This window comes from Sulfitobacter guttiformis, from assembly GCF_003610455.1.
GTDB classification, from domain to species: Bacteria; Pseudomonadota; Alphaproteobacteria; order Rhodobacterales; family Rhodobacteraceae; genus Sulfitobacter; species Sulfitobacter guttiformis.
In genome coordinates this window covers 913,565-937,386 of the sequence record NZ_RAQK01000002.1, presented here as the reverse complement: position 1 = coordinate 937,386, position 23,822 = coordinate 913,565, and the positions used below count along the sequence as shown (strand labels likewise).

The 23,822-nt window shown below is 57.2% G+C and carries 17 protein-coding genes; 13 read left to right on the top strand and 4 right to left on the bottom strand.

The window, feature by feature from the left end:
• The first annotated feature begins 280 nt into the window (after nucleotides 1–280).
• The 5 genes from C8N30_RS19750 to queF all read left to right on the top strand — a co-directional run bounded on the left by C8N30_RS19750 (nucleotide 281) and on the right by queF (nucleotide 3,822).
• Nucleotides 281–1,144, top strand: coding sequence for an acyl-homoserine-lactone synthase (locus tag C8N30_RS19750; RefSeq protein WP_232222794.1), 864 nt, complete (start codon nucleotides 281–283; stop codon nucleotides 1,142–1,144).
• A 435-nt stretch (nucleotides 1,145–1,579) separates the two neighbouring features.
• Nucleotides 1,580–2,281, top strand: a complete 702-nt coding sequence (gene queC / locus C8N30_RS17110) for a 7-cyano-7-deazaguanine synthase QueC (protein ID WP_025061573.1) — start codon at nucleotides 1,580–1,582, stop codon at nucleotides 2,279–2,281.
• Nucleotides 2,281–2,634, top strand: coding sequence for a 6-carboxytetrahydropterin synthase QueD (gene queD / locus C8N30_RS17105; protein WP_025061574.1), 354 nt, complete (start codon nucleotides 2,281–2,283; stop codon nucleotides 2,632–2,634). Before queC ends, queD begins: the two co-directional genes overlap by 1 nt.
• On the top strand, nucleotides 2,631–3,341 hold the full coding sequence (gene queE, locus C8N30_RS17100) for a 7-carboxy-7-deazaguanine synthase QueE (protein ID WP_025061575.1): 711 nt from the start codon (nucleotides 2,631–2,633) through the stop codon (nucleotides 3,339–3,341). Before queD ends, queE begins: the two co-directional genes overlap by 4 nt.
• A 19-nt stretch (nucleotides 3,342–3,360) precedes the next feature.
• Entirely contained in the window at nucleotides 3,361–3,822 is a 462-nt protein-coding gene (queF, locus tag C8N30_RS17095; protein ID WP_025061576.1) for a preQ(1) synthase, read from the top strand.
• 364 nt (nucleotides 3,823–4,186) lie between these two features.
• Here the strand turns inward: queF and C8N30_RS17090 are convergent, their stop codons facing one another.
• Nucleotides 4,187–5,491 (bottom strand): flavin-dependent oxidoreductase, encoded by a 1,305-nt coding sequence (locus C8N30_RS17090; protein WP_322787471.1) that lies wholly within the window; start codon nucleotides 5,489–5,491, stop codon nucleotides 4,187–4,189.
• A gap of 364 nt (nucleotides 5,492–5,855) precedes the next feature.
• Here C8N30_RS17090 and C8N30_RS17085 point away from each other — a divergent pair, with 364 nt between their 5' ends.
• Entirely contained in the window at nucleotides 5,856–7,664 is a 1,809-nt protein-coding gene (locus tag C8N30_RS17085; protein ID WP_025061578.1) for an autotransporter assembly complex protein TamA, read from the top strand.
• Nucleotides 7,664–11,824, top strand: coding sequence for a translocation/assembly module TamB domain-containing protein (locus C8N30_RS17080; RefSeq protein WP_120222893.1), 4,161 nt, complete (start codon nucleotides 7,664–7,666; stop codon nucleotides 11,822–11,824). The genes C8N30_RS17085 and C8N30_RS17080 overlap by 1 nt, the downstream gene beginning before the upstream one ends.
• A 34-nt stretch (nucleotides 11,825–11,858) precedes the next feature.
• Here the strand turns inward: C8N30_RS17080 and C8N30_RS17075 are convergent, their stop codons facing one another.
• Both C8N30_RS17075 and acs read right to left on the bottom strand, forming a co-directional pair.
• Nucleotides 11,859–12,362: a flavin reductase family protein gene (locus tag C8N30_RS17075; RefSeq protein WP_051567124.1), complete on the bottom strand. Its 504-nt coding sequence runs from the start codon at nucleotides 12,360–12,362 to the stop codon at nucleotides 11,859–11,861.
• Nucleotides 12,363–12,748: 386 nt separating this feature from the next.
• Nucleotides 12,749–14,704, bottom strand: a complete 1,956-nt coding sequence (gene acs / locus C8N30_RS17070; RefSeq protein ID WP_025061581.1) for an acetate--CoA ligase — start codon at nucleotides 14,702–14,704, stop codon at nucleotides 12,749–12,751.
• Nucleotides 14,705–15,201: 497 nt separating this feature from the next.
• Here acs and dctP point away from each other — a divergent pair, with 497 nt between their 5' ends.
• The 3 genes from dctP to C8N30_RS17055 all read left to right on the top strand — a co-directional run bounded on the left by dctP (nucleotide 15,202) and on the right by C8N30_RS17055 (nucleotide 18,340).
• Complete coding sequence (gene dctP, locus C8N30_RS17065) at nucleotides 15,202–16,206, top strand: TRAP transporter substrate-binding protein DctP (protein WP_025061582.1); 1,005 nt, start codon at nucleotides 15,202–15,204, stop codon at nucleotides 16,204–16,206.
• A gap of 98 nt (nucleotides 16,207–16,304) precedes the next feature.
• The gene (locus C8N30_RS17060; protein WP_025061583.1) at nucleotides 16,305–16,940 is read left to right on the top strand and encodes a TRAP transporter small permease subunit; all 636 of its coding nucleotides are present in this window, start codon (nucleotides 16,305–16,307) and stop codon (nucleotides 16,938–16,940) included.
• Nucleotides 16,940–18,340: a TRAP transporter large permease gene (locus tag C8N30_RS17055; protein ID WP_025061584.1), complete on the top strand. Its 1,401-nt coding sequence runs from the start codon at nucleotides 16,940–16,942 to the stop codon at nucleotides 18,338–18,340. The genes C8N30_RS17060 and C8N30_RS17055 overlap by 1 nt, the downstream gene beginning before the upstream one ends.
• Here the strand turns inward: C8N30_RS17055 and C8N30_RS17050 are convergent.
• Nucleotides 18,326–19,450 (bottom strand): AI-2E family transporter, encoded by a 1,125-nt coding sequence (locus C8N30_RS17050; RefSeq protein ID WP_025061585.1) that lies wholly within the window; start codon nucleotides 19,448–19,450, stop codon nucleotides 18,326–18,328. The two genes, C8N30_RS17055 and C8N30_RS17050, sit on opposite strands and share 15 nt — an antisense overlap.
• A gap of 165 nt (nucleotides 19,451–19,615) precedes the next feature.
• Here C8N30_RS17050 and C8N30_RS17045 point away from each other — a divergent pair, with 165 nt between their 5' ends.
• Genes C8N30_RS17045 through C8N30_RS17035 form a run of 3 tightly spaced genes read left to right on the top strand, consistent with a single transcriptional unit; the run spans nucleotide 19,616 to nucleotide 23,820 of the window.
• A complete protein-coding gene (locus C8N30_RS17045) occupies nucleotides 19,616–20,752 on the top strand; it encodes a metallophosphoesterase family protein (RefSeq protein WP_025061586.1) in 1,137 nt (378 codons plus the stop codon).
• Nucleotides 20,749–23,382, top strand: coding sequence for an AAA family ATPase (locus C8N30_RS17040; protein ID WP_025061587.1), 2,634 nt, complete (start codon nucleotides 20,749–20,751; stop codon nucleotides 23,380–23,382). Before C8N30_RS17045 ends, C8N30_RS17040 begins: the two co-directional genes overlap by 4 nt.
• A 36-nt stretch (nucleotides 23,383–23,418) precedes the next feature.
• Nucleotides 23,419–23,820 (top strand): lysozyme inhibitor LprI family protein, encoded by a 402-nt coding sequence (locus C8N30_RS17035; RefSeq protein WP_025061588.1) that lies wholly within the window; start codon nucleotides 23,419–23,421, stop codon nucleotides 23,818–23,820.
• Nucleotides 23,821–23,822 lie beyond the last annotated feature (2 nt).

The window sequence follows — 23,822 nt, the reverse complement described above, 5'->3', positions numbered from 1 at the left end:
GCCAGGGTGCAGTCGCGAGATTGCAGTATCAAGCTGAAAATATCATTCGTAGGGCAAAGCGCCGCATCAAACGGAAGCTAACGATATAGATATGATCTCGGGCCCCCTTGGCGAGGCCCTTCTTTTTGTTGAGGGATCATAATAATTTCAATAACTTGAAGCAGAATACAGGCGGCTTCAAAAGCTTTGCTCTTCAAGGGTTGCGCGTGCAGGCGCGTCGTGAAGATGCAGAAGACGGTTGCATATTTACACATAACAATGCCCAACGTGAAGTTGTATCTTGATTGATAACTCCTTGGCTCGCATACATTTAGGAGTTGGTGGTTTTTGTAAGCCGACCAGCGTTGGTACGAGGTTTAAAAGTATGGGAAATAGTAGAGCTCTGATCACCCGAAAAGCGGAACTTGTATTTCCTGAACTGACCCCACAGGCCGATCTCGATCCAAAAGTGTCGAGGTGGAAACCTTGGTCAGCATCGTTTATTCCGCGAAAAGAGCGGATAATTACTCCTGAGCCAAAAGACGCGACCGTTGAGGTCGTAGACGTTGCAAAGACAATAGAATCCGCCGTGCTTTCGGTGCGAAATTTGCACGAGCATGGTGATCTCTATTTGCGATATATGCGTGCAAGACACGATGTTTTTATCGTTCAGAAGGGGTGGAACCTGCCTGAAGCGGATGGAATGGAATTCGACCAGTACGATACGCCGCTCGCAAGGTGGATTGCTTTGCAGATTGACGGTAAAGTTGTCGCAGGTGCGAGAATTGCACCAACAACCGCCCTTTGTGGAAGCCACAGCTACATGCTCAGGGATGCGCAACTGGGGATGTTGCCGAGTTTGCCAACGGACCTGTTGTACGAGACGGCTCCTGTGCAAAAGGATATTTGGGAAGCAACGCGCCTTTTCGTGACCGATGCCGTCCCCTCAGACCAGCGCTTGGCTGTGCAAAAGCGCCTGATGCAGGAATTGGCAGCCGCGACGTGTAGTGTTAGGGCAACGCACGCAATCGGAATTGTTCCTGCTACCTTCAAGCGATGGCTAAAGCGAATTGGCATGACAGCCGTGGAAATGGGCCCCGTCAAGCTCATTGACGGTGATAAAGTTCAGGCGGCTTTGATCAATGCCTCTGACTACTTCGGTTAAGGCTAAGGCCTCTCGCAAGAAAATCAAATTCGCAAGGAAGGGTATTAGCGGCCGCCAGATTTGCTCGGCACGCGTTATTCTTCAGCCTGTGTAGGACAGTTGCCAAGTTCAGTTTGATCTTAGAAGCGCGCAATGCGGCGCTTGACCTGCATGGATTGCCTGCCGTTCGCCTAGATATTATGGGCAACACTTGCTCAGGTGGCACAACTTACGCGGTCGTTTTCGTAACCGTTTGTGCTGCAATTACCGTGAAGCTCTACGCTCGCAGCGTTCTTATTTGGGTGTTCACGCAGGGGAATGCGTTCGCCGGACTTCTCTGGAAACGAAGAATTCTGCATCTGATCGACTTCCTGCCACTTGGCTCTGCAATAAATCCGATCTATACGCCCCAATTCCGGTCGCAGCCTACCCGGATATCAAAACAAGGGTTAAGAAATGAAAACGATTGTCATCTGCTCCGGCGGGCTCGATTCTGTGTCACTTGCGCATATGGTTGCGCAAGAGCAGCATCTCACCCGTCTTGTGTCCTTCGACTATGGCCAGCGTCATCGCAAGGAACTCGACTTTGCCGCGATGTGTGCAAAACGGCTTGATGTCCCCCATGATATTATTGACTTGCGCGGGATCGGCGCCGCGCTGACAGGCTCTGCGCTGACCGACGATATTGATGTCCCTGACGGGCACTACGAAGAAGAAAGCATGCGCGTCACTGTTGTGCCAAACCGTAACGCCATTATGCTGGCGGTGGCGTTTGGTGTCGCCGCTGCCAATGATGACCAAGCTGTCGCAACCGCAGTGCATGGTGGCGATCACTTTATCTATCCTGATTGCAGGCCGGCCTTTACCGAAGCCTTTGAGCGCATGCAAAAGGCCGCACTTGATGGCTACGCCGATGTGTCGCTATACACGCCATTCGTATATCGCACGAAAGCCGATATCGTCACGGAAGGTGCGCGTCACAACACGCCATTTGCAGAAACCTGGTCCTGCTACAAAGGCGGCAAGACACATTGCGGGCGTTGTGGCACTTGCGTAGAGCGGCGCGAGGCATTCGATCTTGCCAATATCAACGACCCCACAATCTACGCAGATCCCGATTTCTGGGTCGCAGCGATTGCAAAAAAGGGTCTTGGCTAATGTACCGTATCACCAAAGAATTCCACTTCTCCGCATCACATCAGCTGTCACATCTGCCCGAGGGGCACCAATGTGCGAGACTGCATGGCCACAACTACATCGTTATCGTGGAGCTGGCCTCTGCAACGCTTAACAGCGACGGATTTGTGCGCGATTATGGAGAGCTGAAACCGCTTAAGGCCTACATCGATGACACCTTTGATCACCGCCACCTGAACGATGTGATGGATGTGCCTTCGACCGGTGAAAATATGGCGCGGCATTTCTATGATTGGTGTGCTGCCGTTTGGCCTGAAGTGACCGCTGTTAAGGTCAGTGAAACACCCAAGACGTGGGCGGAGTACCGTCCATGACGCAGTTGCGCATTGCAGAAATCTTCGGCCCGACGATCCAAGGCGAAGGCGCATTAATCGGCGAACCCACCGTTTTCGTGCGCACGGGCGGTTGCGATTATCGCTGTTCATGGTGTGATAGCATGCATGCGGTGGATCCGGTCTACCGCCATACTTGGGCCGCGATGGATTCCGGTGCGGTTTGGGCGGAAGTGCTACGCTTGTCCAAACGCAATCCGCTGACCGTATCACTCTCTGGCGGTAATCCTGCTATTCAGGACTTCACCCAACTGATCGCGCTGGGCCATGCCGCAGGCTACCGATTTGCCTGCGAAACCCAAGGGTCGATTGCAAAGCCTTGGTTTGGTGACCTCGACACATTGGTGCTCAGCCCAAAGCCGCCCTCCAGCGGCGAACTCGTAGACTGGGACGCCTTTGATGACTGTCTGCTGAAGGCCAAGGGGGCGTGTAGCACGGTTATGAAGATAGTGATCTTCGACGAGACGGATTACGCTTGGGCTAGGATGGCGGCGGACAAATACCCCGAATTGCCGCTGTTCCTGCAACCCGGCAACGTTGAGGTGGATCCCGATGTCGCCGTCGATCCGCAGGTTCTGGCAGATAAACTGCTGTGGCTCGTCGATAAAACAATGCACGATCGTTGGTTCGCGCCGCGGGTCTTGCCACAATTGCATGTCCTGCTTTGGGGAAACAAGCGCGGGGTCTGACCCGCCTAAGGAGACAACAATGGAAACAATTTATAGTGACTTGAAGCAACTTGGTGCCGAGACGGACCTGCCGAAATCGCCCGAGGATGCAGTGCTCGAGCGGGTATCGAACCCTCAGGCCGACGTGGCCTATTGCGTGCGCTTCACTGCGCCGGAGTTCACATCATTGTGCCCGATGACCGGCCAGCCCGACTTTGCCCACTTGGTGCTTGATTATGTACCTGCGGAGTTTCTGGTAGAGTCGAAATCACTCAAGCTGTTCCTCGGGTCCTTCCGGAACCACGGCGCCTTCCACGAAGACTGCACGATCTCTATCGCACGCAGACTGGTCGATTTTCTGAACCCGCAATGGCTACGGATTGGCGGCTATTGGTACCCCCGCGGCGGTATTCCGATTGACGTTTTCTGGCAAACAGGTGCCATGCCCGAAGGGGTATGGATACCAGATCAGGGTGTGCCACCCTACCGCGGCAGGGGGTAATCCATCAGGGCGGAACCAACGATTTATGAGGTGATTATCGAATTTCGAGTGCTCTTAATGGCGCGCCCAATACGCTTACCTGTGATATGATATGCCATAGGCAATCATTCTCATGCAGATTTCGTTCGAAGGCTGCGCTATGCTTTTCGCTGCTTGAGGTTTGCAGACCGCGTGACGACACCGGATCACATTGGCCCTGATGTTGGAGGAGGTTCTTTGGATAGTCGGGATTTTTCGTGTAAGACGGCTGACCGGTTCGTTCGCAGTAGGGGCTATTGAAGCGCGTCTAGGTCATGTTTGAACTACCCGACCACTGTTACCCGCCACGATTTCGGGAACGCACCTGTGTTGGTCGGTCACAGCTTCACTTGTTTTGTCCGATCTCTATTCGGGGATCGAAGCGTGCACCTTGTGCGATGATAGGAGGGCGGTTGTTGGTCTGCTCCACACCGTAACCTGCAATACGTTTGTAAGTGGCAGCGTGATCGGCCATTTCGGTATGGGGGATCACATCCTCGATCCGCTCGAATTGCCCGCCGCAGCGATTTTCGACGATGTCGAGAATTTTATCGGGGCCAGCAGTGCGGTTCATCAAAATGATCTTGCTGGTCACGGGAAGCATTTCCGCCTCATAGGTATCAAGTGCTTTAGGTGTCAGACCATGGGCCAGAAATGCCGCGACCAGTTTGCGTGCATCGGTGATGCCAGCACCCGCACCGTTCGAGCCTACCGGATAGGCTGCATGTGCCGCATCGCCCATTAGCGTCACGCGTCCGACCGCCCAGCGCTCAAGCGGATCACGGTCAACCATAGGATACTCGAAAATCTCATCTGCGCCACGGATCAGGGCAGGGGCATCAAGCCAGTCGAATTTTATCTGTTCGAACGCGGGCAGAAAATCGGCCAGATTTGCAGCGCGGCTATAATCTTCTTTACGGAACTTTTGGGCCGGATCGAATTGGAGGTTACAAATCCAGTTTATTGTGGCCAGTCCGGTACGGGGGGCTGGTGAGGAAATCGGATAGGTGACAAAGCGCAATCCGTCATGGCCGATCAGCACCATAGAGCCACCAGATAAAAACGGTTTCGCCTGCGTCGTACCGCGCCACAACATCGCGCCACCCCAGTGCGGCGCGTCCTCCAGCGGCTGCATCTGGCGCCGGATTGCAGAATGTATCCCATCTGCGCCGATGGCAACGGCTCCTTCAACCTTGCGCTGGGCACCGGCGCGGTCGGTCAGGCTCAGGTGGGCTTTGCCTCCCACAGTGTCAAACGCTGTAACCCGCTGGCCGGTTTGGATGACGTCCGGTCCTGCACGTCTGATCACTTCGTTATAGAGCAGCATATGCAGTCGCCCGCGATGCACTGAATAGGCAGGCCAATCATAACCCGCGTCGCGCCCCCGTGGCTCGGTCCAGACGTGCAATCCCCTTTTTGTGTACAATCCATAATCGCGGAGCGGAATTCCGACGTCGTCCAGCTTGGCCTCGAGGCCAAGATCGAACAACTCACGCACGGCACTTGGTTGCAGGTTGATGCCAACCCCCAGCGGGCGCATCTGGCTTGCGCTTTCAAATACCTGAAACGGGATCCCGACCTGATGGCAACTCAGTGCCAGCACAAGGCCGCTTATCCCGCCACCTGCAATTAAAACTGTCACTTTTGCCATCCTTTGCTGTGCGGCAGGGGGACACCAACGCCGATCTCGCTGTGTGCCGACACTATGGTTTTGCATCCGGCGGTGTGTCAATCGTCACAACCTGCTGCATCAGGTGATAACGGTCGGAGCCGGACATTGCGCCTTGTGCTACAAGAGCGCGCAGAAACTACCTGATAGCATCGGCGGAGCTTCGCCTAATACGCGTCAGGGAGTTTGTTTGAAGCTTATCGGGGCCGCCAGCGCAGGAAGATGTTTGCGCAAGAGCTAAATTATAAGTTAAGTATCTATAAAAAGTGTGTGTCAAAGTCCTTGGTTCAAGAGTGCGTAGAAAAGCGGACCGGATCGCAGGGGGCGCGAGTTTGAGGGTGTGGGCGTGAAACCGACTGTTCTGAATTGTGTGCGGCGTCGTGCCGTTGGTACCTTACTCCTTTTGACGCTAGCCGCGTCTGCTCACGCGGCCGAAGTAACGTTAAGCGGGATCGCAGACGAAGACCTCGAAGCAAAAATGCGCGGTGGCTCGTTACTTGTCGAGCAAACGCTACTGGAAGAGAACCCTCCTTCGACAGCTGAAATATTGGCTGCCGCGCAAGCGGATTATAAGCGTCTTTTAGCAGTTTTATATGATAACGGGCACTTTGCCGGCGCAATCACCATCAGCGTTGACGGACGCGAGGCCGCAGATATTCCTGCGGTTCAACCACCAGCGAGTATTTCCAGCGTTATCATCCGCGTGGACGCGGGCCCCACATTCCTGTTCGGCCGTGCCAGCATCGCGCCTCTCGCGCCCGAAACGGAACTGCCAGAGGAATTTGGCACAGGCCAGACAGCAAGTCTGGGGGTGTTGACCGAAACCGTCTCGGCCGGAGTAAATGGATGGCGCGCACAGGGCCATGCCAAGGCGGTCCTGAGTAAGCAGGAACTGAGCGCGGATCATCCCGCCCGCCTGATCAACGCAGAGCTGGAGTTGACACCAGGACCGCGCCTGCGTTTCGGTCCGCTGGTACTGACCGGACAAAGTGACGTGCGTGCGCAGCGTATCCTCGACATCGCCGGTCTGCCTGAAGGGGAGGTTTTCTCGCCAGAAGAAATTCGCCTATCAACAGAGCGGTTGCGCCGCACGGGTGCATTCAACGCTGTTGCCCTCACCGAGGCTGACGACATCGGACCCGGCGATACGCTGGCTGTAAATGCCCAGATTACCGATGCACCCAAGCGGCGTCTTGGCTTCGGCGCAGAGCTGTCGACCATTGAAGGGCTGACCGTGAGCGCGTTCTGGATGCACCGCAACCTTCTGGGCGGGGCAGAGCGGCTGCGGTTCGACGCGGAGATTTCCGGGATTGGCGGAAACTCTGGTGGAACGGATTACCGTCTGGGTGCCCGCTTTGAGCGGCCGGCAACATTTAACGAAGACACAGACTTTTATGCGCTCGCCTTGCTTGAACAACTTGACGAAGTGTCTTTTTTCTCACGCCAGCTCGACCTTGAGGCGGGGATCAAACGGATTGCTTCGGCAGAGCGGACTTACACCCGTGGCCTTGGTCTGCGCACGGCCCAGACGCGTGACGCGTTCGGGGAGCGGAATTATACCCTGCTTACCCTCCCGCTGAGCGCCGAGTTCGATTACCGCGATGACAGGCTGGATGCAAAAGACGGCTATTACCTGAAAGCAAATGCCACACCCTTCGTATCGATCACAGGTTCGGACAATGGTCTGCGCAGTTTTATTGATGCGCGCGGCTATAAGACATTCGGCACAGCGCGGCCCGTGACCCTTGCGCTGCGCGGACAGTTCGGGTCTGTCTATGGGCCTGATCTGTCGCGTGCTCCTGCCGACTATCTGTTTTATTCGGGCGGCGGTGGTACCGTGCGCGGACAGGACTACCAGTCGCTGGGCGTGCCGGTCGGCACCGAGACAACAGGCGGGCGCAGCTTTGTCGGTGTGTCTGCAGAGGTGCGCGCCACAGTAACTGACAGCATCGGCGTCGTGTTATTTGCCGACGCGGGTTATATCGGCGAGGAAGAGTTTTTCGACGGCAGCGGGACATGGCATTCAGGGGCGGGTCTCGGACTTCGCTATAAAACCGCCATTGGTCCGATCCGCCTTGACGTGGCGGCGCCGACATCAGGGCCGGATGCCGCAGACAGTGTTCAGGTGTATATTGGTATAGGGCAGTCGTTCTGATGCGTATTTTACGGTTTGCGCTCGTCGCACTTGCTCTCCTCACTACCCAGCCTGTCCTTGCTCAAGAGGAAGAAGACAAAGGGTTCCTGACGCGTAAAATTCAGGACCTCCTGAGCGGGGGTGGCCGTGTCGTCAACATCACTGGATTTCAGGGCGCACTCAGCTCTGCTGCTTCTTTTGAAAGGATGACTATCGCGGACAGCGAGGGCATCTGGCTCACGATGGAGGATGTGGTGCTGGACTGGAACCGCTCTGCGCTGTTGCGCGGTCGGCTTGAGGTCGAGGAATTGAGTGCCGCGCGCATTGATGTGCCACGCCTGCCGGTGGCCGAGGCTGACACATTACCAGATGCCGAAGCGAAACCTTTCACTTTTCCCCAGCTGCCGGAGTTGCCGGTTTCGGTAGACATCAAGGCAATAACAATTGCTCAGGCGCGCATCGGTGCGCCACTGGTCGGGCAGGACATGCAAGTGAGTATGGCTGCCCGTGCTCTTTTGAACGGTGACGGTCTCGACCTTGCTCTCGATGCGCAGCGCACAGACGGCAAGCGCGGAGAATTCAACGTGACCGCGACCCTTGCGCGGGGCGAGGATGTCCTTGATGCGCTTATCGCCCTCAGTGAAGAGGCCGGTGGTGTCGCATCTGGATTACTTAATATTCCGGATACGCCATCCGTTGATCTTACCATTGCATCAAAAGGTCCGCTGAGTGATCTCGTGACCAACCTGAAGATTGATACCGACGGCGCGGAACGCCTCGCAGGTACGGTAACGTTGACCACCCAAGGTGATGCATCAAATCCTGATCGCCGCATCGTGGCCGATATCGGTGGGGATATTACTGCGGTGATCCTATCCGAATATCGCGACTTTTTCGGCCCACGGGTGAGCCTGCAAGCGGACGCTTTGATCGAGGCCGGAGGCGCGGTCGCACTCGACAGTTTTGTGCTCGACGCTGCCGCGGTAAACCTTGTGGGGCAACTTCGACTGTCGGATGAGAAATGGCCAGCGTTTATCGATATCACCGGCACTGTGGCACGGGCTGACGGCGCTGCGGTTCTGCTGCCGGGCGGTGGCGGCGATACGACGGTCGAACGCGTTGATCTGGACATCAAGTACGACGTTGATGCGGGCGATGCCTACGAAGCCCGTTTTGATATTACAAACCTTGCAACCTCGGCTGCGAATGTCGCGCAGACAACCCTTCGCTCCACCGGAACAATTACCGGTGCGCTAGGTAATGTGGGCCAGTTGCGGGGCAAGATACAGTTTGATGCGCTGGGCGTCGCACTCGCCGATACCGCGGTGGCACAGGCAATCGGTTCACAGTTGAACGGCACTGCAGACATCAACTACCTTGAGGAGCAGCCGTTCCGGATCAGCAACCTCGATTTGCATGGCAGTGATTACAGCCTTGCGGGCAGCGTGGCCCTCAGCGGGGTAGGCGAAGGCCTTCAAACGACACTTGATGCGACGCTCAATGCCGATGATCTGAGCCGGTTTTCCGCGCTTGCAGGCCGCGAACTTGACGGGGCGGCGGCGCTGGCCGTTGCGGGTGATATTACGCCGCTGAGTGGTGAATTCGACCTTAAAATCGGCGGTACTGCCGACGACATCAAAACCGGCATTGTGCAGGCTGATGCCCTGTTGGTAGGGCGCACTGATCTATCGCTCACAGCAATCCGTAACATGAACGGCACTTTTGTGCGCGGTGTCGAGTTGAACAACGCCGCACTTTTGTTCAGTGGCGCGGCGGAGCTTTCCTCTGCCTCAAGCCGTGTCGATGCCGAAATTTTGCTGCGCGACATCGCGACAGTGGTTCCGCAGTACCAAGGACCTGTCAAGATCACCGGCAACGCCATCCAGACCGGCACTTCGGGCTGGCGCGTTGATGTGGACACTAACGGCCCCTACAACGTGGCACTTGCGCTGGAAGGGATCGCGACCGGCGATGAAGCCGCGCTGGAATTCAGTGCCCTTGTACCGCAGGTAGCGCGTTTTACCGAAGCGGCGAGTGGGCCACTGCGCGCTGACGGGACAATCCGCCAGACACCGCAAGGCTGGCTTTTGCAAACCGATGCTTCGGGTCCGTTCGATGCAACGGCCCGGCTCAACGGTCTGGTGACGCCTGCGCTTGATCTTGGCTTTGAATTTGCATTGCCGGAAGTTGCCGCAGTGGCACCACAAGTGAGTGGCCCGCTGAACGCTACCGGACGGTTGCGCCAGACAGATAATGGATTTTTTATCGATACAACAGCGAGTGGCCCTTACAGCTTGCGTGCAGAGGTTTCCGGTTTGGCAACCGGGCCGGATATGGCGCTTGATTTTGATGTGTCATTGCCAAACGTGGCGCCGCTTGCGCCAGGTATAAACGGGCCTTTCGCTGCGCAGGGTGTTGTGCGTCAGACTGATGCGGGAATTGTTGTAGATACGGTTGCGCAGGGTCCATATGGCCTGCGCGCGCAGGTCGAGGGCCTCGCGACAGGGCCTGATATGTCGCTTGATTATGATGTGTCGTTGCCCAACGTGGCACCTCTTGCGCCGGGTATAAACGGCCCGCTCGCTGCACGTGGGACACTACGCCAGACGCCGGATGGTATTGCGGTCAACACCACAGCCACAGGGCCATACAGTGCACGCGCTTCGGTGGAGGGGGTTGTGACTGGCCCAGCGGCGGCAGTAGATTTCACCCTTGCGATGCCAAACCTTGGTGCGGTTGTGCCAAAGCTTAGCGGCCCGCTCAATGTCACCGGAAATGCAAACAAGACCGCGCAGGGATGGCGTTTGGATACCTCAGCGCGCGGTCCTGCGGGTACGCAGGCCACGGTGGCAGGTCTTGTGGCCAATGATGGCACTCTTAATATCGCGATCAACGGCAATGCCCCGATGGGGCTGGCGGAACCATTTATTGCCCCGCGCAGTTTGCAAGGGCAGGCGCAGTTTGATCTGATGTTGAACGGGCCTGCTGCGCTTGGCTCGCTCAGTGGGACAATCCGGACGGCGGATGCGACCCTTACCGCGCCCAATCTTCGGATTGGATTGGAGCAGATCAATGCCAATATCCAGCTTGCAAACAGTCGTGCCACGATCGATCTGACAGCCAATGCTTCGGGCGGGGGGCGCATTGCGGTCAATGGTGGCCTCGGGCTGGATGGGGCATTGCCCGCAGACATCAATATCAACCTCGACAGTCTTGTACTGATTGATCCGCGCCTTTATCGCACCTCCCTCAATGGTGCGTTGCGCCTGTCAGGGCCGCTCACGGGCGGGGCTGCGATCTCGGGCAATATCGCAATCGGTGAGACATTTGTGACGGTCCCCTCTACCGGTTTGACCAGCATCGGGGATATTCCGCCGATCAATCATATTGGCGCGGATGCCGACAATCTTGAGACCCGCCGCCGTGCCGGCCTGCTAGAGGAAGGCGGGGTAAGTGATCCTGTCCCCACTGGCCCTTCCGGGCCGGGAATTGGTCTGAGCATCGCCGTAAATGCGCCGGGGCGGATATTCATCCGTGGTCGCGGTCTCGACGCGGAACTGGGCGGGCAGCTACAAATTACAGGAGACACCAATAATATCGTTTCTGCAGGGCGGTTTGATCTGGCACGCGGACGACTTGATATTCTGGGGAAACGTTTTGATCTGGCCGAGGGTTCGGCCCAGTTTCAGGGCAGCTTGATCCCGTATATTCGCTTTGTCTCGACCAGTTCTACGGCCAATGGCACAGCAAGCATTATCGTCGAAGGCCCCGCCGATGCACCTGTAGTCAGTTTCGAGAGCAATCCTGCCGGACCGCAAGACGAGGTGCTGGCCCAGCTGTTGTTCGGACGGAATTTGTCAGAGATTTCGGCGTTCCAAGCGCTTCAACTTGCGAATGCGGTTGCAACGCTAGCGGGTCGGGGTGGGAACGGCGTTGTCGGTAATTTGCGCGACCGCTTTGGTCTTGATGATCTGGACGTGACAACCACCGACAGCGGGGAGACGGCGCTTCGGGTCGGCAAATACCTGACCGATAATGTCTATACGGATGTGACCGCGGCCTCGGACGGGACTGGTGAGGTATCCTTGAACATTGACCTCACAGAAAGTCTCAAGGGCAAGGCAACGCTTGGCTCTGACGGTAACTCCGCCATTGGCCTCTTCTACGAAAAAGACTACTGAGCGCGGTTTTACTGCGCTCTGAGGTGAGTGACTGCTAAGAAGCGGCGGGGGTGAACAGTCCAAACCCGCCGCGCTTGAACAACAAACCGTCGCGTTCATCCGGCTGGATTGCAGCCGCAGTGATCTGGCCCAGAATGATCGAGTGATCCCCCGCAACGTGCACCGCATATGTGTCGCAGTGGAACGTCGCAAGGCAGCCATGAAGGGTGGGCGCGCCGTTAGGTCCCGCATCATACGGATAAGGGCTAAAGTCATGACCCTGCGCGGCAAAATGCATTGCTACATCCTGTTGATCGGCGCTCAGAACATGGATGCAGAAGGCGGCGGCTTGCGCGAAGGGATCATGCCGCTTTGACGTGCGCGCCGCCGACCAAAGCACCAGCGGCGGATCAAGCGATACAGAAGAGAATGAGTTGGCAGTCATCCCCAGCGGTCCTGCATCCGTTTGTGCGGTGATCAGGGCAACGCCCGTGCCGAACTGCCCCAGTGCACGGCGCAAATCAGTTGTACGTGTTGGATCGGGGGTAAAGCTGTGCATCTGTCTCTCCATAGGACGCAGCGGTGTCATGAGGCGTCGCAATTGTCCAGTCCGCGATGCCGCCTACAGCCCCGCGTTCATGAGCATTACATAGCACTGAATTGTCAGAAGGAAGACATCGGTGGCGAAAGTTTTAAGAGTGTGTGGGTGAATAGTGAAGCGGGTCTATGGGCGCTTGGTCAGGTTGGGTCACAGGACGTCGCGGGCAAGCTGAAAGCTGTCAGCGACTGTTGAATGGTTCACCCCGGCTCTGATCTCAGTAAGGTGTCTAGTATATCTCAAATGGTATCACTTCTCTATCGAACTCTGGGCCGCGGCGAAGGCCCGTGTTCATACAAGAAAGGCGCCCCGATCGGGACGCCTTTGATCTCGCAATTGCCGCTCAATCAGCTGTTCATCCGGTTTTTGACCAGATCATCCACGACTGACGGGTCTGCCAGTGTTGATGTATCGCCCAGCGTGGCATGATCGTTCTCAGCAATCTTGCGCAGAATACGGCGCATGATCTTGCCTGAACGGGTCTTGGGCAGGCCCGGTGCCCATTGGATCAGGTCCGGTGAGGCGATGGGGCCGATTTCAGTGCGAACCCATTTACGCAGTTCCGCGCGTAATTCGTCAGTATACTCTTCGCCGCCCATGAGGGTGACATAGCAGTAAATGCCTTGGCCCTTGATCGCGTGGGGATATCCAACAACGGCTGCTTCCGCGACTTTAGGGTGTGCGACAAGGGCCGATTCCACCTCGGCTGTGCCCATCCTGTGTCCTGAGACGTTTATCACATCATCGACGCGTCCCGTAATCCAGTAATCTCCGTCCGCATCTCGCTTGCATCCGTCACCGGTAAAGTAATAGCCGGGATAATCCGCGAAATAAGTCTTTTCGAAACGCTCGTGATCACCCCAGACGGTGCGCATCTGTCCCGGCCAACTGCTTGCAATACACAACACGCCTTCGGCAGGATTACCCTCCAGCACTTCGGCAGTGGTCGGTTCCAGTACGACAGGTTTGATGCCAAAAAACGGCTTCATGGCAGAACCTGGCTTCATCGCATGCGCGCCGGGCAGGGGGGTCATCAGATGGCCGCCTGTCTCTGTTTGCCACCATGTATCTACGATGGGACAACGCCCTCCGCCGATAACATCGTTGTACCAGTTCCACGCTTCGGGGTTGATCGGTTCCCCAACGGTGCCGAGGATGCGCAGGCTACTCAGATCCGCACCCTTTACGAAATCATCGCCCTGACCCATGAGCGCGCGGATCGCTGTGGGTGCGGTATAGAACTGGTTTACCTTGTGCTTTTCGCACACCTGCCAAAAGCGGCTCGCATCGGGATAAGTGGGCACCCCTTCGAACATCACCGTTGTCGCACCGTTTGCGAGCGGTCCATAAACGATGTAGCTGTGGCCGGTGACCCAACCTACGTCAGCGGTGCACCAGAAAACATCGCCGTCCTTATAATCAAACGTCGTCTCGTGCGTCAGTGCTGCATAAACCAGATAGCCGCCTGTTGAGTGTACAACGCCCTTTGGCTGTCCGGTCGAGCCGGAGGTGTAGAGGATGAACAGCGGATCTTCGGCGTTCATCGGTTCAACGTGGCAGGTATCCGCAGCAGTTTTGGACAGCGCGTTGTAGTCGTAATCGCGACCTTCGGTCCATGTGGTCTGACCGCCGGTACGTTTGACGACCAGACATTTCACGGTATCCTTGCAATGCAGCAGCGCCTGATCCGCGTTGGTTTTCAGGGGGGTCGCCTTGCCACCGCGCGGCGCGTAGTCGGCGGTGATCACGACCTTTGCCTCGCAGCCGTTGACCCGTGCGGCCAGCGCATCCGGAGAAAATCCGGCAAAAACAATGGAATGGATCGCGCCAATGCGGGCACAGGCCAGCATGGCAAATGCCGCCTCAGGGATCATCGGCATATAGATAACGACCCGGTCACCGCGTCCTACTCCCAGATCCTTGAGGATATTTGCCATTTTGCAAGTGCCAGCATGCAGATCGCGGTATGTGATGTGCAGGGCTTCATCTGTCGGGCTGTCAGGCTCCCAGATGATTGCAGTCTGGTCGGCGCGGGTGGCCAGATGGCGGTCAATGCAGTTGGCGGCAACGTTGAGTTGACCATCAGCGAACCAATTGATTGAGACATTCCCCAGAGTGAAATCAACATCTGACACTTCGGTAAAAGGCGTGATCCAATCTACACGCGCTGCTTGTTCGCGCCAGAACCCGTCGGGATCTGCGAGCGAATCCGCATACATCCTGTCGTAGCGATCGGCGTTGACATGGGCAGCGTCTGCCATGGCTTTTGAAGGTGAATAGGTTTTTGCGGTTGTGCTGGACATGATTGGTTCCTCCCGAGTGCGTGCCTTGCGGTACAGGTCCGTCTGTGCGGGCGCTTGTTCCGTGGTCAAACAGGATCATAACCGTCTGGAAGGGGAAGGAAACAATCAAGACGCGGTTGGTGCAGCGAGTTGTAAATTATTTACCAATATCACCCCTATTTTTGTAAATATCACATACAGGCATCCCAGCGGAGGCGGCAGCGGTAAATCAGATGTGCGGAAATCCACACAGCAGCAGGTCGGTTGCCAGTTGCGAAGTACGTATGACCTAGAGTAACTATTTGAATTTAAACGTGTGCTAGTAAAAAGTAGAGCTGGGGCAGTATTTCGTTGCAACATGCCATGCGGTGCGCTTTTGTATGGTACGGCCAAACGGGCAGGGCAGCGTGCTTTTGCTTTTTGGGTGAATAGGACGGAAGGGGGTTTGCCGCACTTGGCCCCCCCCCTTGATGATCCACAAGAATATGAACTGAATGATCTCTAGGGGAGAACCACCAATGAATAAATATATGTCGAGCGCTGCAATTGCCGCGCTGAGCTTTGCCTTTGTGACAGAAGCTGCTGCAACCGAATGGAATGTATCGGTCTGGGGTAAGCGCCGCGCCTTCACCGAGCATGTCGAGAAAATGGCCGAGCTGGTTTCGGAGAAGACCAACGGCGAGTTCACCATGAACATCAGCTACGGCGGTCTGTCCAAGAACACCGAGAACCTTGACGGTATTTCAATCGGTGCGTTCGAGATGGCGCAGTTTTGTGCGGGCTACCACGCAGACAAAAACCCTTCGATCACCGTGCTTGAACTGCCCTTCCTCGGGGTAAGCACACTTGAAGAAGAAGTTGCTGTGTCCAAAGCGATCTACGCGCACCCTGCTACAATCGCGGATCTGGGTCGCTGGAACGCGACGTTGTTGATGCCTTCGCCGATGCCGCAATACAACCTTGCCGGTGTGGGTGACGCGCCTTCCACCATCGCGGATTTCAAAGGTCTGACCGTGCGGGCGACTGGCGGTATTGGTGAGGCCATGACACTTGCCGGTGCTGTTCCGACGTCGGTGACATCCGAGGAGGCGCGTCAGGCGGTTGACTCAGGTATTGTAAAATCTATCGCCTTTGCTCCGCACGCCCATATGTCGTTCGGCATCATGGAAGTCGCAAAGTGGTGGACTGCTGATTTGAACCCAGGCACGGTGAACTGCCCGATCGTTGTGAACACTGACGCGCTCAATGCGCTGTCAGACAGCGAACGTGAAGCACTGCTGGGCTCCGTGGACGAGTCGCTGGCCTATTACATCGATTATTATAACAACGAGACCATGGGTAAATGGGGGCCGTTGCTGGAGGAGAAGGGTGTTGAGGTAATCAACTACAACCCCGAGCGTCTGGCCGAATTCCGCGAACTTGCAGCTGGTCCGGTCGCAGCAAAATGGATTGAAGAGAACAACGCACGCGGCCTGCCTGCGCAAGAACTCTACGATCTGGTGATCGAGACCCTGGGTAAATAATTACCCTGCGTTTACATGGCGCGCCTGCTTTTGCGGGCGCGCTTTTTGCATGTCACAGCTACCACGATGACACCCGACCAGAACAAAGGATTACCGCCATGGCGCTCAAAGCCTCGGTGCTTACAGATGACAGCCTGCTGAGCCGTATGGATCAGACGCTTCTCAAGCTGGAGCAATTTTTCGGATTGATCAGCGGACTGGCAGTTTTCGCGCTCATGTTCCTCGCCGTTTATTCAGTAGGGGGGCGCAATATTTTCGACAGTCCCGTGCGCGGTTACGTTGACTGGATCGAGATCACGATGCCGCTCATTGCGATCATGGGCATCAGCTATACCCAGCGCGATGGCGGACATATCCGCATGGATATCCTTGTGGGGCGCTTGCGGGGCCGCCTGTTATGGTCGGCCGAATTTGTGACAACCTTTCTGGTGCTGGTGCTGATTTTACTTCTCATTTGGGGCTCTTGGGCGCATTTCCAGCGCAGTTTCGATTTTGCCGCCCCTTTGTGGAGCCGTGACAGCACCATTGATATCAAGCTGCCTGTCTGGCCTGCCAAACTGGTGGTGCCAATGGCATTTACTGTGTTGGCCATGCGCCTGTGCATACAGCTAACTTCTTATGGCAAGGCCGTGATTTCCGGCACTGACACACCCGTGGCCGTCCCGATGATCGAGGACGCCGCAACAATCGCCGCGCGTGAAGCGGCAGCCGTTACAGGCCGGGAGCAAGCATAATGGAACCTATCGACATCGGTATTGCCGTCTCCATCGGCCTGTTGGTTATGGTCGTGCTGGGAATGCGCGTGGCCTTTGCTGCCGCTATGGCAGGGCTTATCGGGCTGATCTGGATTTTCTGGGCCAAAAAGGGCTATGATCCGAGCCAGTTTACATGGGCGCTCACCGTGGCCACCAAAACTGCAGGACAGGTACCCCATTCAAAAGTGGCAAGTCAGGCCCTAAGCCTGATCCCCACCTTCATTCTTATCGGCTACCTTGCGTATTACGCCGGTCTGACAAAGGCTCTGTTCGAGGCGGCGAAACGTTGGATCGCGTGGGTGCCTGGCGGTCTTGCGGTGGCCACAGTATTTGCGACCGCAGGATTTGCCGCAGTCTCCGGTGCGTCGGTCGCAACCTCGGCCGTGTTTGCACGCATTGCCATCCCCGAGATGCTTGAAAATGGCTATAATAAACAATTTGCTGCCGGTGTTGTTGCGGCCGCGGGCACTCTTGCCTCGCTGATCCCACCCTCCGCCATTCTGGTGATCTACGCGATCATCGTTGAGCAGGACGTGGGCAAGCTTCTGCTTGCAGGATTTATCCCCGGTGCGTTTTCCGCGCTAGTCTACACCATAATGATCATCACCATTGCGGTGGTCTGGAAGAACGTCGGCCCTCCGATTGGAGGGTTCACGTGGAAACAACGCTTTGAGTCGCTACCACCCGCGCTGCCGATCGTGGCAGTGGTCGTGATTATCATTTTCTTCGTCTACAACCCCTTCGGCGATGCATGGGGAACCCCCACCGAAGGCGGCGCAATCGGCGCATTCATCATCTTTCTGATGGCGCTCTATCGCGGCATGCGGTGGGCCGAGCTTAAGTCCGCGTTGCTTGATACGGCCAAACTCACTGTGATGATCTTCTCGATCATCTGGGGCGTACTGATCTATGTGCGGTTTCTGGGCTTTGCCGAACTGCCGGCGGCATTTGCCGACTGGATCACATCCCTTGATATGGCGCCGATGATGATCCTCATATTCATCCTGCTCGCCTATGCGGTTCTGGGCATGTTTATGGATGCGATTGGCATGCTGCTGCTGACGCTGCCTGTTGTTTATCCCGCTGTGATGGCCCTCAACGGGGGCGAGAATGTCGCGGCGGCAGACTCTGCTTTTGGCATGTCTGGCCCGATGTGTGCGATCTGGTTCGGCATACTGGTGGTCAAAATGGCCGAATTTTGTCTGATCACCCCGCCTATTGGCCTCAACTGCTTTGTCGTAGCGGGGGTGCGGGATGATCTGACCGTTCAGGACGTGTTCAAAGGGGTCATGCCATTCTTTGTCGCGGATGCTATCACAATTGCCTTGCTGGTGGCCTTTCCGGCGATTGTCCTTTGGCTGCCGTCACTGGCCGGTTGACGTGGGCGGCGCACTGTCTTGTGAGGCAGTGCGCACATCCCTTCCCAGTTCAAGATCCGTTCGCTCCACGCGATTGTCGAGGAAGTTACTGAAGATGTGAAGCGCAGTGACATTTTCGCAGACCACCTTGAAGACCACCAGAAACGGCACCGCGATCAACGCGCCCGCTATTCCCCAAAGCCAACCCCACAGAACCACCGTGAGGAACACCGCGACCGTGTTCAACTCGAGGCGCTTGCCGACCAACCAAGGTGTAATCAGTTGCCCCTCCATTGTGGTCAGAAACATATAACCGATAGGCGCCAACAGCGCATAGCCGACGGTATCAAAGCTGATGATCGCATAGGCGCCTGCTAAAACTGCACCAATTACGCCCCCGATATATGGGAGGAAGTTGAGCAAGAAGGCCGCCACTCCGAAAATGTGCGCCCCGGGCAAGCCGAGCATCCACAAAAAGAGCCCGACAAACACGCCGAGAACTGCGTTGATAACAGTGATGGTCAGCAGATACCGTGAAATCCGCCGTTCGACATCATAGACCGCACTCAGCGCGCGTTTCTTGCCGGAGAGTGTCTGGAATGACTGGACCAGTTTGAGATAGAACATGTTGCCCGAAGCGAGCAGAAAAAGCGCGAGGATCAGCGTGACAGCCATTGTGCCGCCCAGCTTCATACCCGTGCTCATCGCGCTGCTCAGCAGGCCGGGCTGTTTGACCACGACTTCTTGCGCAGCGCCTGCGCTTTCGCCCATTTTCTCGACTTCCTCGGTGGCACGTCGCACAGTTTCGACGGTGTCGGCCATGCCGCGTAGCTTGGACTGTACCTGCGCGCCAATCGACGGAAGCTCGTCTGACCAAAGGGCGATTGTGCTCGCCGATGTGCCCATCAACAGCAAGATGATGCTCCCCGACATCCCCACGAGAAGGGCAGCGGACACACCATTTGAAATTCCAGCACGCCCCAGCGCGCGCGAAAGTGGACTTAGTGTGAGGGCCAAAAGAAATCCCAACAAAACGGGCAGAATTAGATCTTTGGCAAAATAGGCTGTTACAAAAAGGGCAATAACGCATAAAAATTGTAGCGAGCGGCGGATCGAGGTGAGATCTTCCAATGTTTTTTGCCCTTTCAAATGGCTTTAATCAACAAACGCATAAATCAGCGGTTTGGTTCAAGTCCCTTAAAAATTGGTTTGTGCGGATCCACCAATCGCCGCTTGACCATTGTGCGCCACGGCGACCAAACTGTCTTTCCTGACGATCACTGCCGGAGGCAACCGATGTTCCGTTTTATCCATACCTCCGACCTGCATTTAGGAAAGCCATTTGGTCGCCACGGGGAGGACGTGCGCGGGCGTTTGCGGCAGGCGCGGCACGGCGTGTTGGCCCGCCTCGCACAGGCGGCGCGAGCCGACGGCGCAACTATCGTAGTCCTGGCTGGAGATACGTTCGATCAGGAAACTCCTGCGCCCACAGTGACGCGTCATGCGCTCAATGCCATGCAGCAGGCGGCGGATATCACATGGGTGTTGATGCCCGGGAACCACGATAGCCTGACGGCAAGTGAACTTTGGCAGACCATCCAGCGCGACAGGCCCGACAATGTGATCCTTGCACTGACGCCCGAGGCGATCGCACTAGGGCGCGCACATGTGTTGCCCGCTCCCTGCACAGCCCGCAATCCCGGGCGCGATCTGACGGTTGATATGGCGCAGGCCACACCGGAGGGGAGCATTCGCATCGGTCTTGGCCATGGCGGTATCCATGATTTCGCAAGCCTCGGGTCGGTCGCTGCCGACGGGCCAAATGGTACGATTGCACCCGACCGCGCCATACGCGCAGGTCTTGATTATTTGGGGTTGGGCGATTGGCACGGCCAGATCAGGGTTAGTGCGAACACATGGTACTCCGGTACGCCCGAGCCCGACAGCTTCAAGCACCCTCACAGCGGTACGGCCCTGTCGGTCGCCATCGCAGGTGCGGGTGCTACCCCAGCGGTCACGCCAATACCCACAGGCGAAATCGCATGGCAGCGCGAAACACTCGAGTTGACCCCGCAAGAGGATTGCGGGGCGTTGGTTGCGGACCTGCTGCCCGAGCTTTCCTCGCGCCGCGATACCCTGATGCATGTCGTAGCGCAGGGCCGCCTCGGGGTGCGGCAAATGCAGGTGCTGACGCAGGCGCTTGCGCGGGTGGCCCCCGACTTTTTAACACTGACACATGATCTGGTGGATGTCCGTCTGGCACATGATGTTGCCGACCTTGAGGCGATCGACCCATCAGGCGGCGCACTGCGTCACGCTGCTCAATCCCTTGTGACTTCCGCTCAGGATGCGGATATGTCCGCTGCGGACCGCGCTATAGCGGCCACCGCGCTGTCCCAGCTTTATTCCTTTGTAGCGGAGCAGGACGCATGAAACTGCGCAGTCTCACCCTTACGAACGTGCGCAAATTTGCAGGCCGGACTGCTACAATCAGTGGTCTTGGCGACGGTGTAAGTGTTGTGGCGCAAGCAAACGAGTTCGGCAAATCGACATTCTTCGATGCGCTGCATGCCCTGTTCTTTCTTAAATATGGTGCCGCCACCCGCGAGGTTAAATCCCTGCAGCCGCGCAGCGGAGGTGCGGTGCGGGTCCGTGCCGAGATCGAACTGCCTGCAGGACGCTATACAGTTGAAAAGTCGTATCTGTCGCAAAAACGTGCCTCCGTCCATGATGCCGCAGGCACACTTATCGCCCTTGATGACGAGGCGGAAAATTGGATCGGGCAGCTGATGGGCAGCGGCCTTGAGGGACCTGCCGGTCTTTTGTGGGTGCGTCAGGGGATTACCGCGCTGGAGCCTGCGGGCAGCAGCAAAACCGAAAAGGACGGTCTTCTGGGCGCAAGGCGCAATCTATTATCATCGGTCGCGGGGGAGATCGACATGATCACGGGAGGCCGTCGCATGGACCGTGTGATCGAGGCCGCGACACAGGCCCTGGCCCGTCTTGCGACCACGACCGGACAGCCAAAAGCGAATGGCCCGTGGAAAGAGGCGTTGACGCAGGCGCAGACCTTTGAGGCGCATCATGCAGAACTTGATTTAGCTTGTCGTGCATTGTCACAGGCGCTGGTGCAGCGCCGCGAGGTGGCCGCCCGCCTCGCAGTCCTTAATGCGCCGGGCGCAAAGGAGGCCATCGAAAAGGATCTGGAGCAGGCGCAGATCCGCTTTGAGGCCGCACAGGCGCATTCCCAAAAAATCGAACAGGCGGAAGCCAATGCCAGCCTGCGGCAACTCGAGCTGGAGGCAGCTGCGACAAAGCTGAATGGATTGCTCACTGCTGCGGAGCGGTTGGAGATGGCGCAGATCGCGTTGGAGCAGGCGGAAAAGATCCGCGAGGAGACGCAGGAAAAGGCGGTTGTTGCACAGGAAGCCGCTGATCTGGCACAGGCCAGCATCACCCGCACCGGCGCCGCCCTTGCAAAGGCGCAAGTTGCCAAAGAGGCTGCTCAGAACCATGCTTTGCGCCGGAGCGCTGCTGAAAAACATGCCGGTCTCTTGGCGCAGGTTGGACAGGTGAACGAGAAACGCATTGCGCTGGAACAGCTCACGGCTGCCCTTGAAACGTTGCTTGTGACGCCGCAGGCACTTGCCCGCATCGAGAAAGCGGAGGCAGAACTGCTGCGCATCACCGCCGAGCGCGCAGCGGGCGGAGTGCAAATGCATCTGTCTTACGAGGGGGCGGGCAGGGTGCTGTCGGGCGATGTTCCACTCGGCGCGGGAGGTCATTCCATTGATAGGCGGCAGGTGTTTGAACTGCCGGGGATCGGGCGCATGATCCTCGATCCAGGTGCTGCAGCAGCAGACACAGCCCAGATCGAGAGGGCACAGCGAACATTGGACAGTGCGCTTGCGCAGGTTGGCATGGAGGATACCCATGCCGCGCGGATAGCGGCCGCACAGCGGACCGAGACCGCGTCGGAATGCGCGCTTTTGACCCGCATAATCGAGACGTTGGCCCCGCAAGGTATGGCGCAAATGCAAAGTGCGCTCGTGCAGGCCAAGGCCGCGCTCGACAGTCTACGCACGCCTGATGCGGAGACACCTGTTGATCCTGCGCTGGTCGAAACCGTTCTTGAGGCCGCACAACAAGACGAGCAGGCCGCGCGACGCCAATATGAGGTGGCTCGCGATTTGCGCGATGGCGCCCGTACGGCCAGTGTGCAGGCCACCGCCAGATACGAGGCAGCACAGGCGCTATTTCATACAGCAACCGCCGCATATGGTGACGCAGAAACCTTTGCGCAACGACAGTCTGATGCGGCTCGCAGGCATGTGGCCGCACAGGCCGCAGCGCTTGCTGCCCGCAGCGTTGCAGCGGATATTCGCGCCCAAGCTCCTGATTTGGCAAGTGCGCAGGCGGATCTGACCCGCGCCAGAAGCGTGGCGTATAACAACCGGGAGGAGCACAATGATCTGCGTACCCGCAGCGCCGATCTGAGCGCGACAATTCGTGCGCGCGCCGAGGATGGTGTGGAGGAAAAGCGCGACGAGGTTGCCGGACTGATGCGGACCGCCAATGAGCGCGCCGCACGCTTTGCCCATGAGGCGGCTGGCCTGACCTTGCTGCTCGAGACGCTACGTTCAAAGCGGGGGGCCGCACAGGAGGCCTATTTCGGTCCGGTCCAGCAAGAGCTGGCACCACTGTTGGCTTTGCTGCACGAGGATGCCGCCCTAAGCTTTGATCCGGCCTCCATGCTGCCACAAGGTTTGGCACGGGGCGGGGCGGAGGAGCAGATGGAGGTGCTCAGCGGTGGTACCCAAGAGCAGATCGCCATCCTGACCCGCCTTGCATTTGCCCGCCTGTTTGCTCGACAGGGCAAGCCTATGCCGGTAATTCTGGACGATGCGCTGGTCTATTCTGATGACAACCGCATCATGGCGATGTTCACTGCGCTGCACCGTGTGGCGGCTGACCAGCAGGTCATTGTGTTTTCCTGCCGTCAGATGGCTTTTGCCGGATTGGGCGGGGCGCGGCCGCAGGTCCAGATCACACAGGATGTTTAGAGTGCGCGAGACAGACAAAGTTAAGGATATTAGGACATGGCTTTTCCGCCTTCGAAATGGTTATATTCCGCCCTGCGTGCCGCTGCCGTCTGTGTCGCTGTAGTCGCTGCCGCACCCTTGAAGGCCCAGTCAGAGCCATCTTGCGATGCCGCGACCACCCAGCAGGAGATGAACGATTGCACCGCCCAAGCATACGGCACTGCGGATGATGCGCTGAACGATGCATGGAAATCAGCGCGCGAGTTCGGTGAGGCGATCGGGCAGGGCGAGGCCTTGCTGATCGCGCAAAGGACTTGGCTCGCCTACCGCGATGCGGCTTGCTCTGCTCATGCGAGCCCCTATGAGGGTGGATCGCTACACGGAATGATAGAGATGAATTGCAAAACCACCCTCACCGAGGAGCGGACGCGGATGTTGTTTGAATTCAACGCCTACTGAAA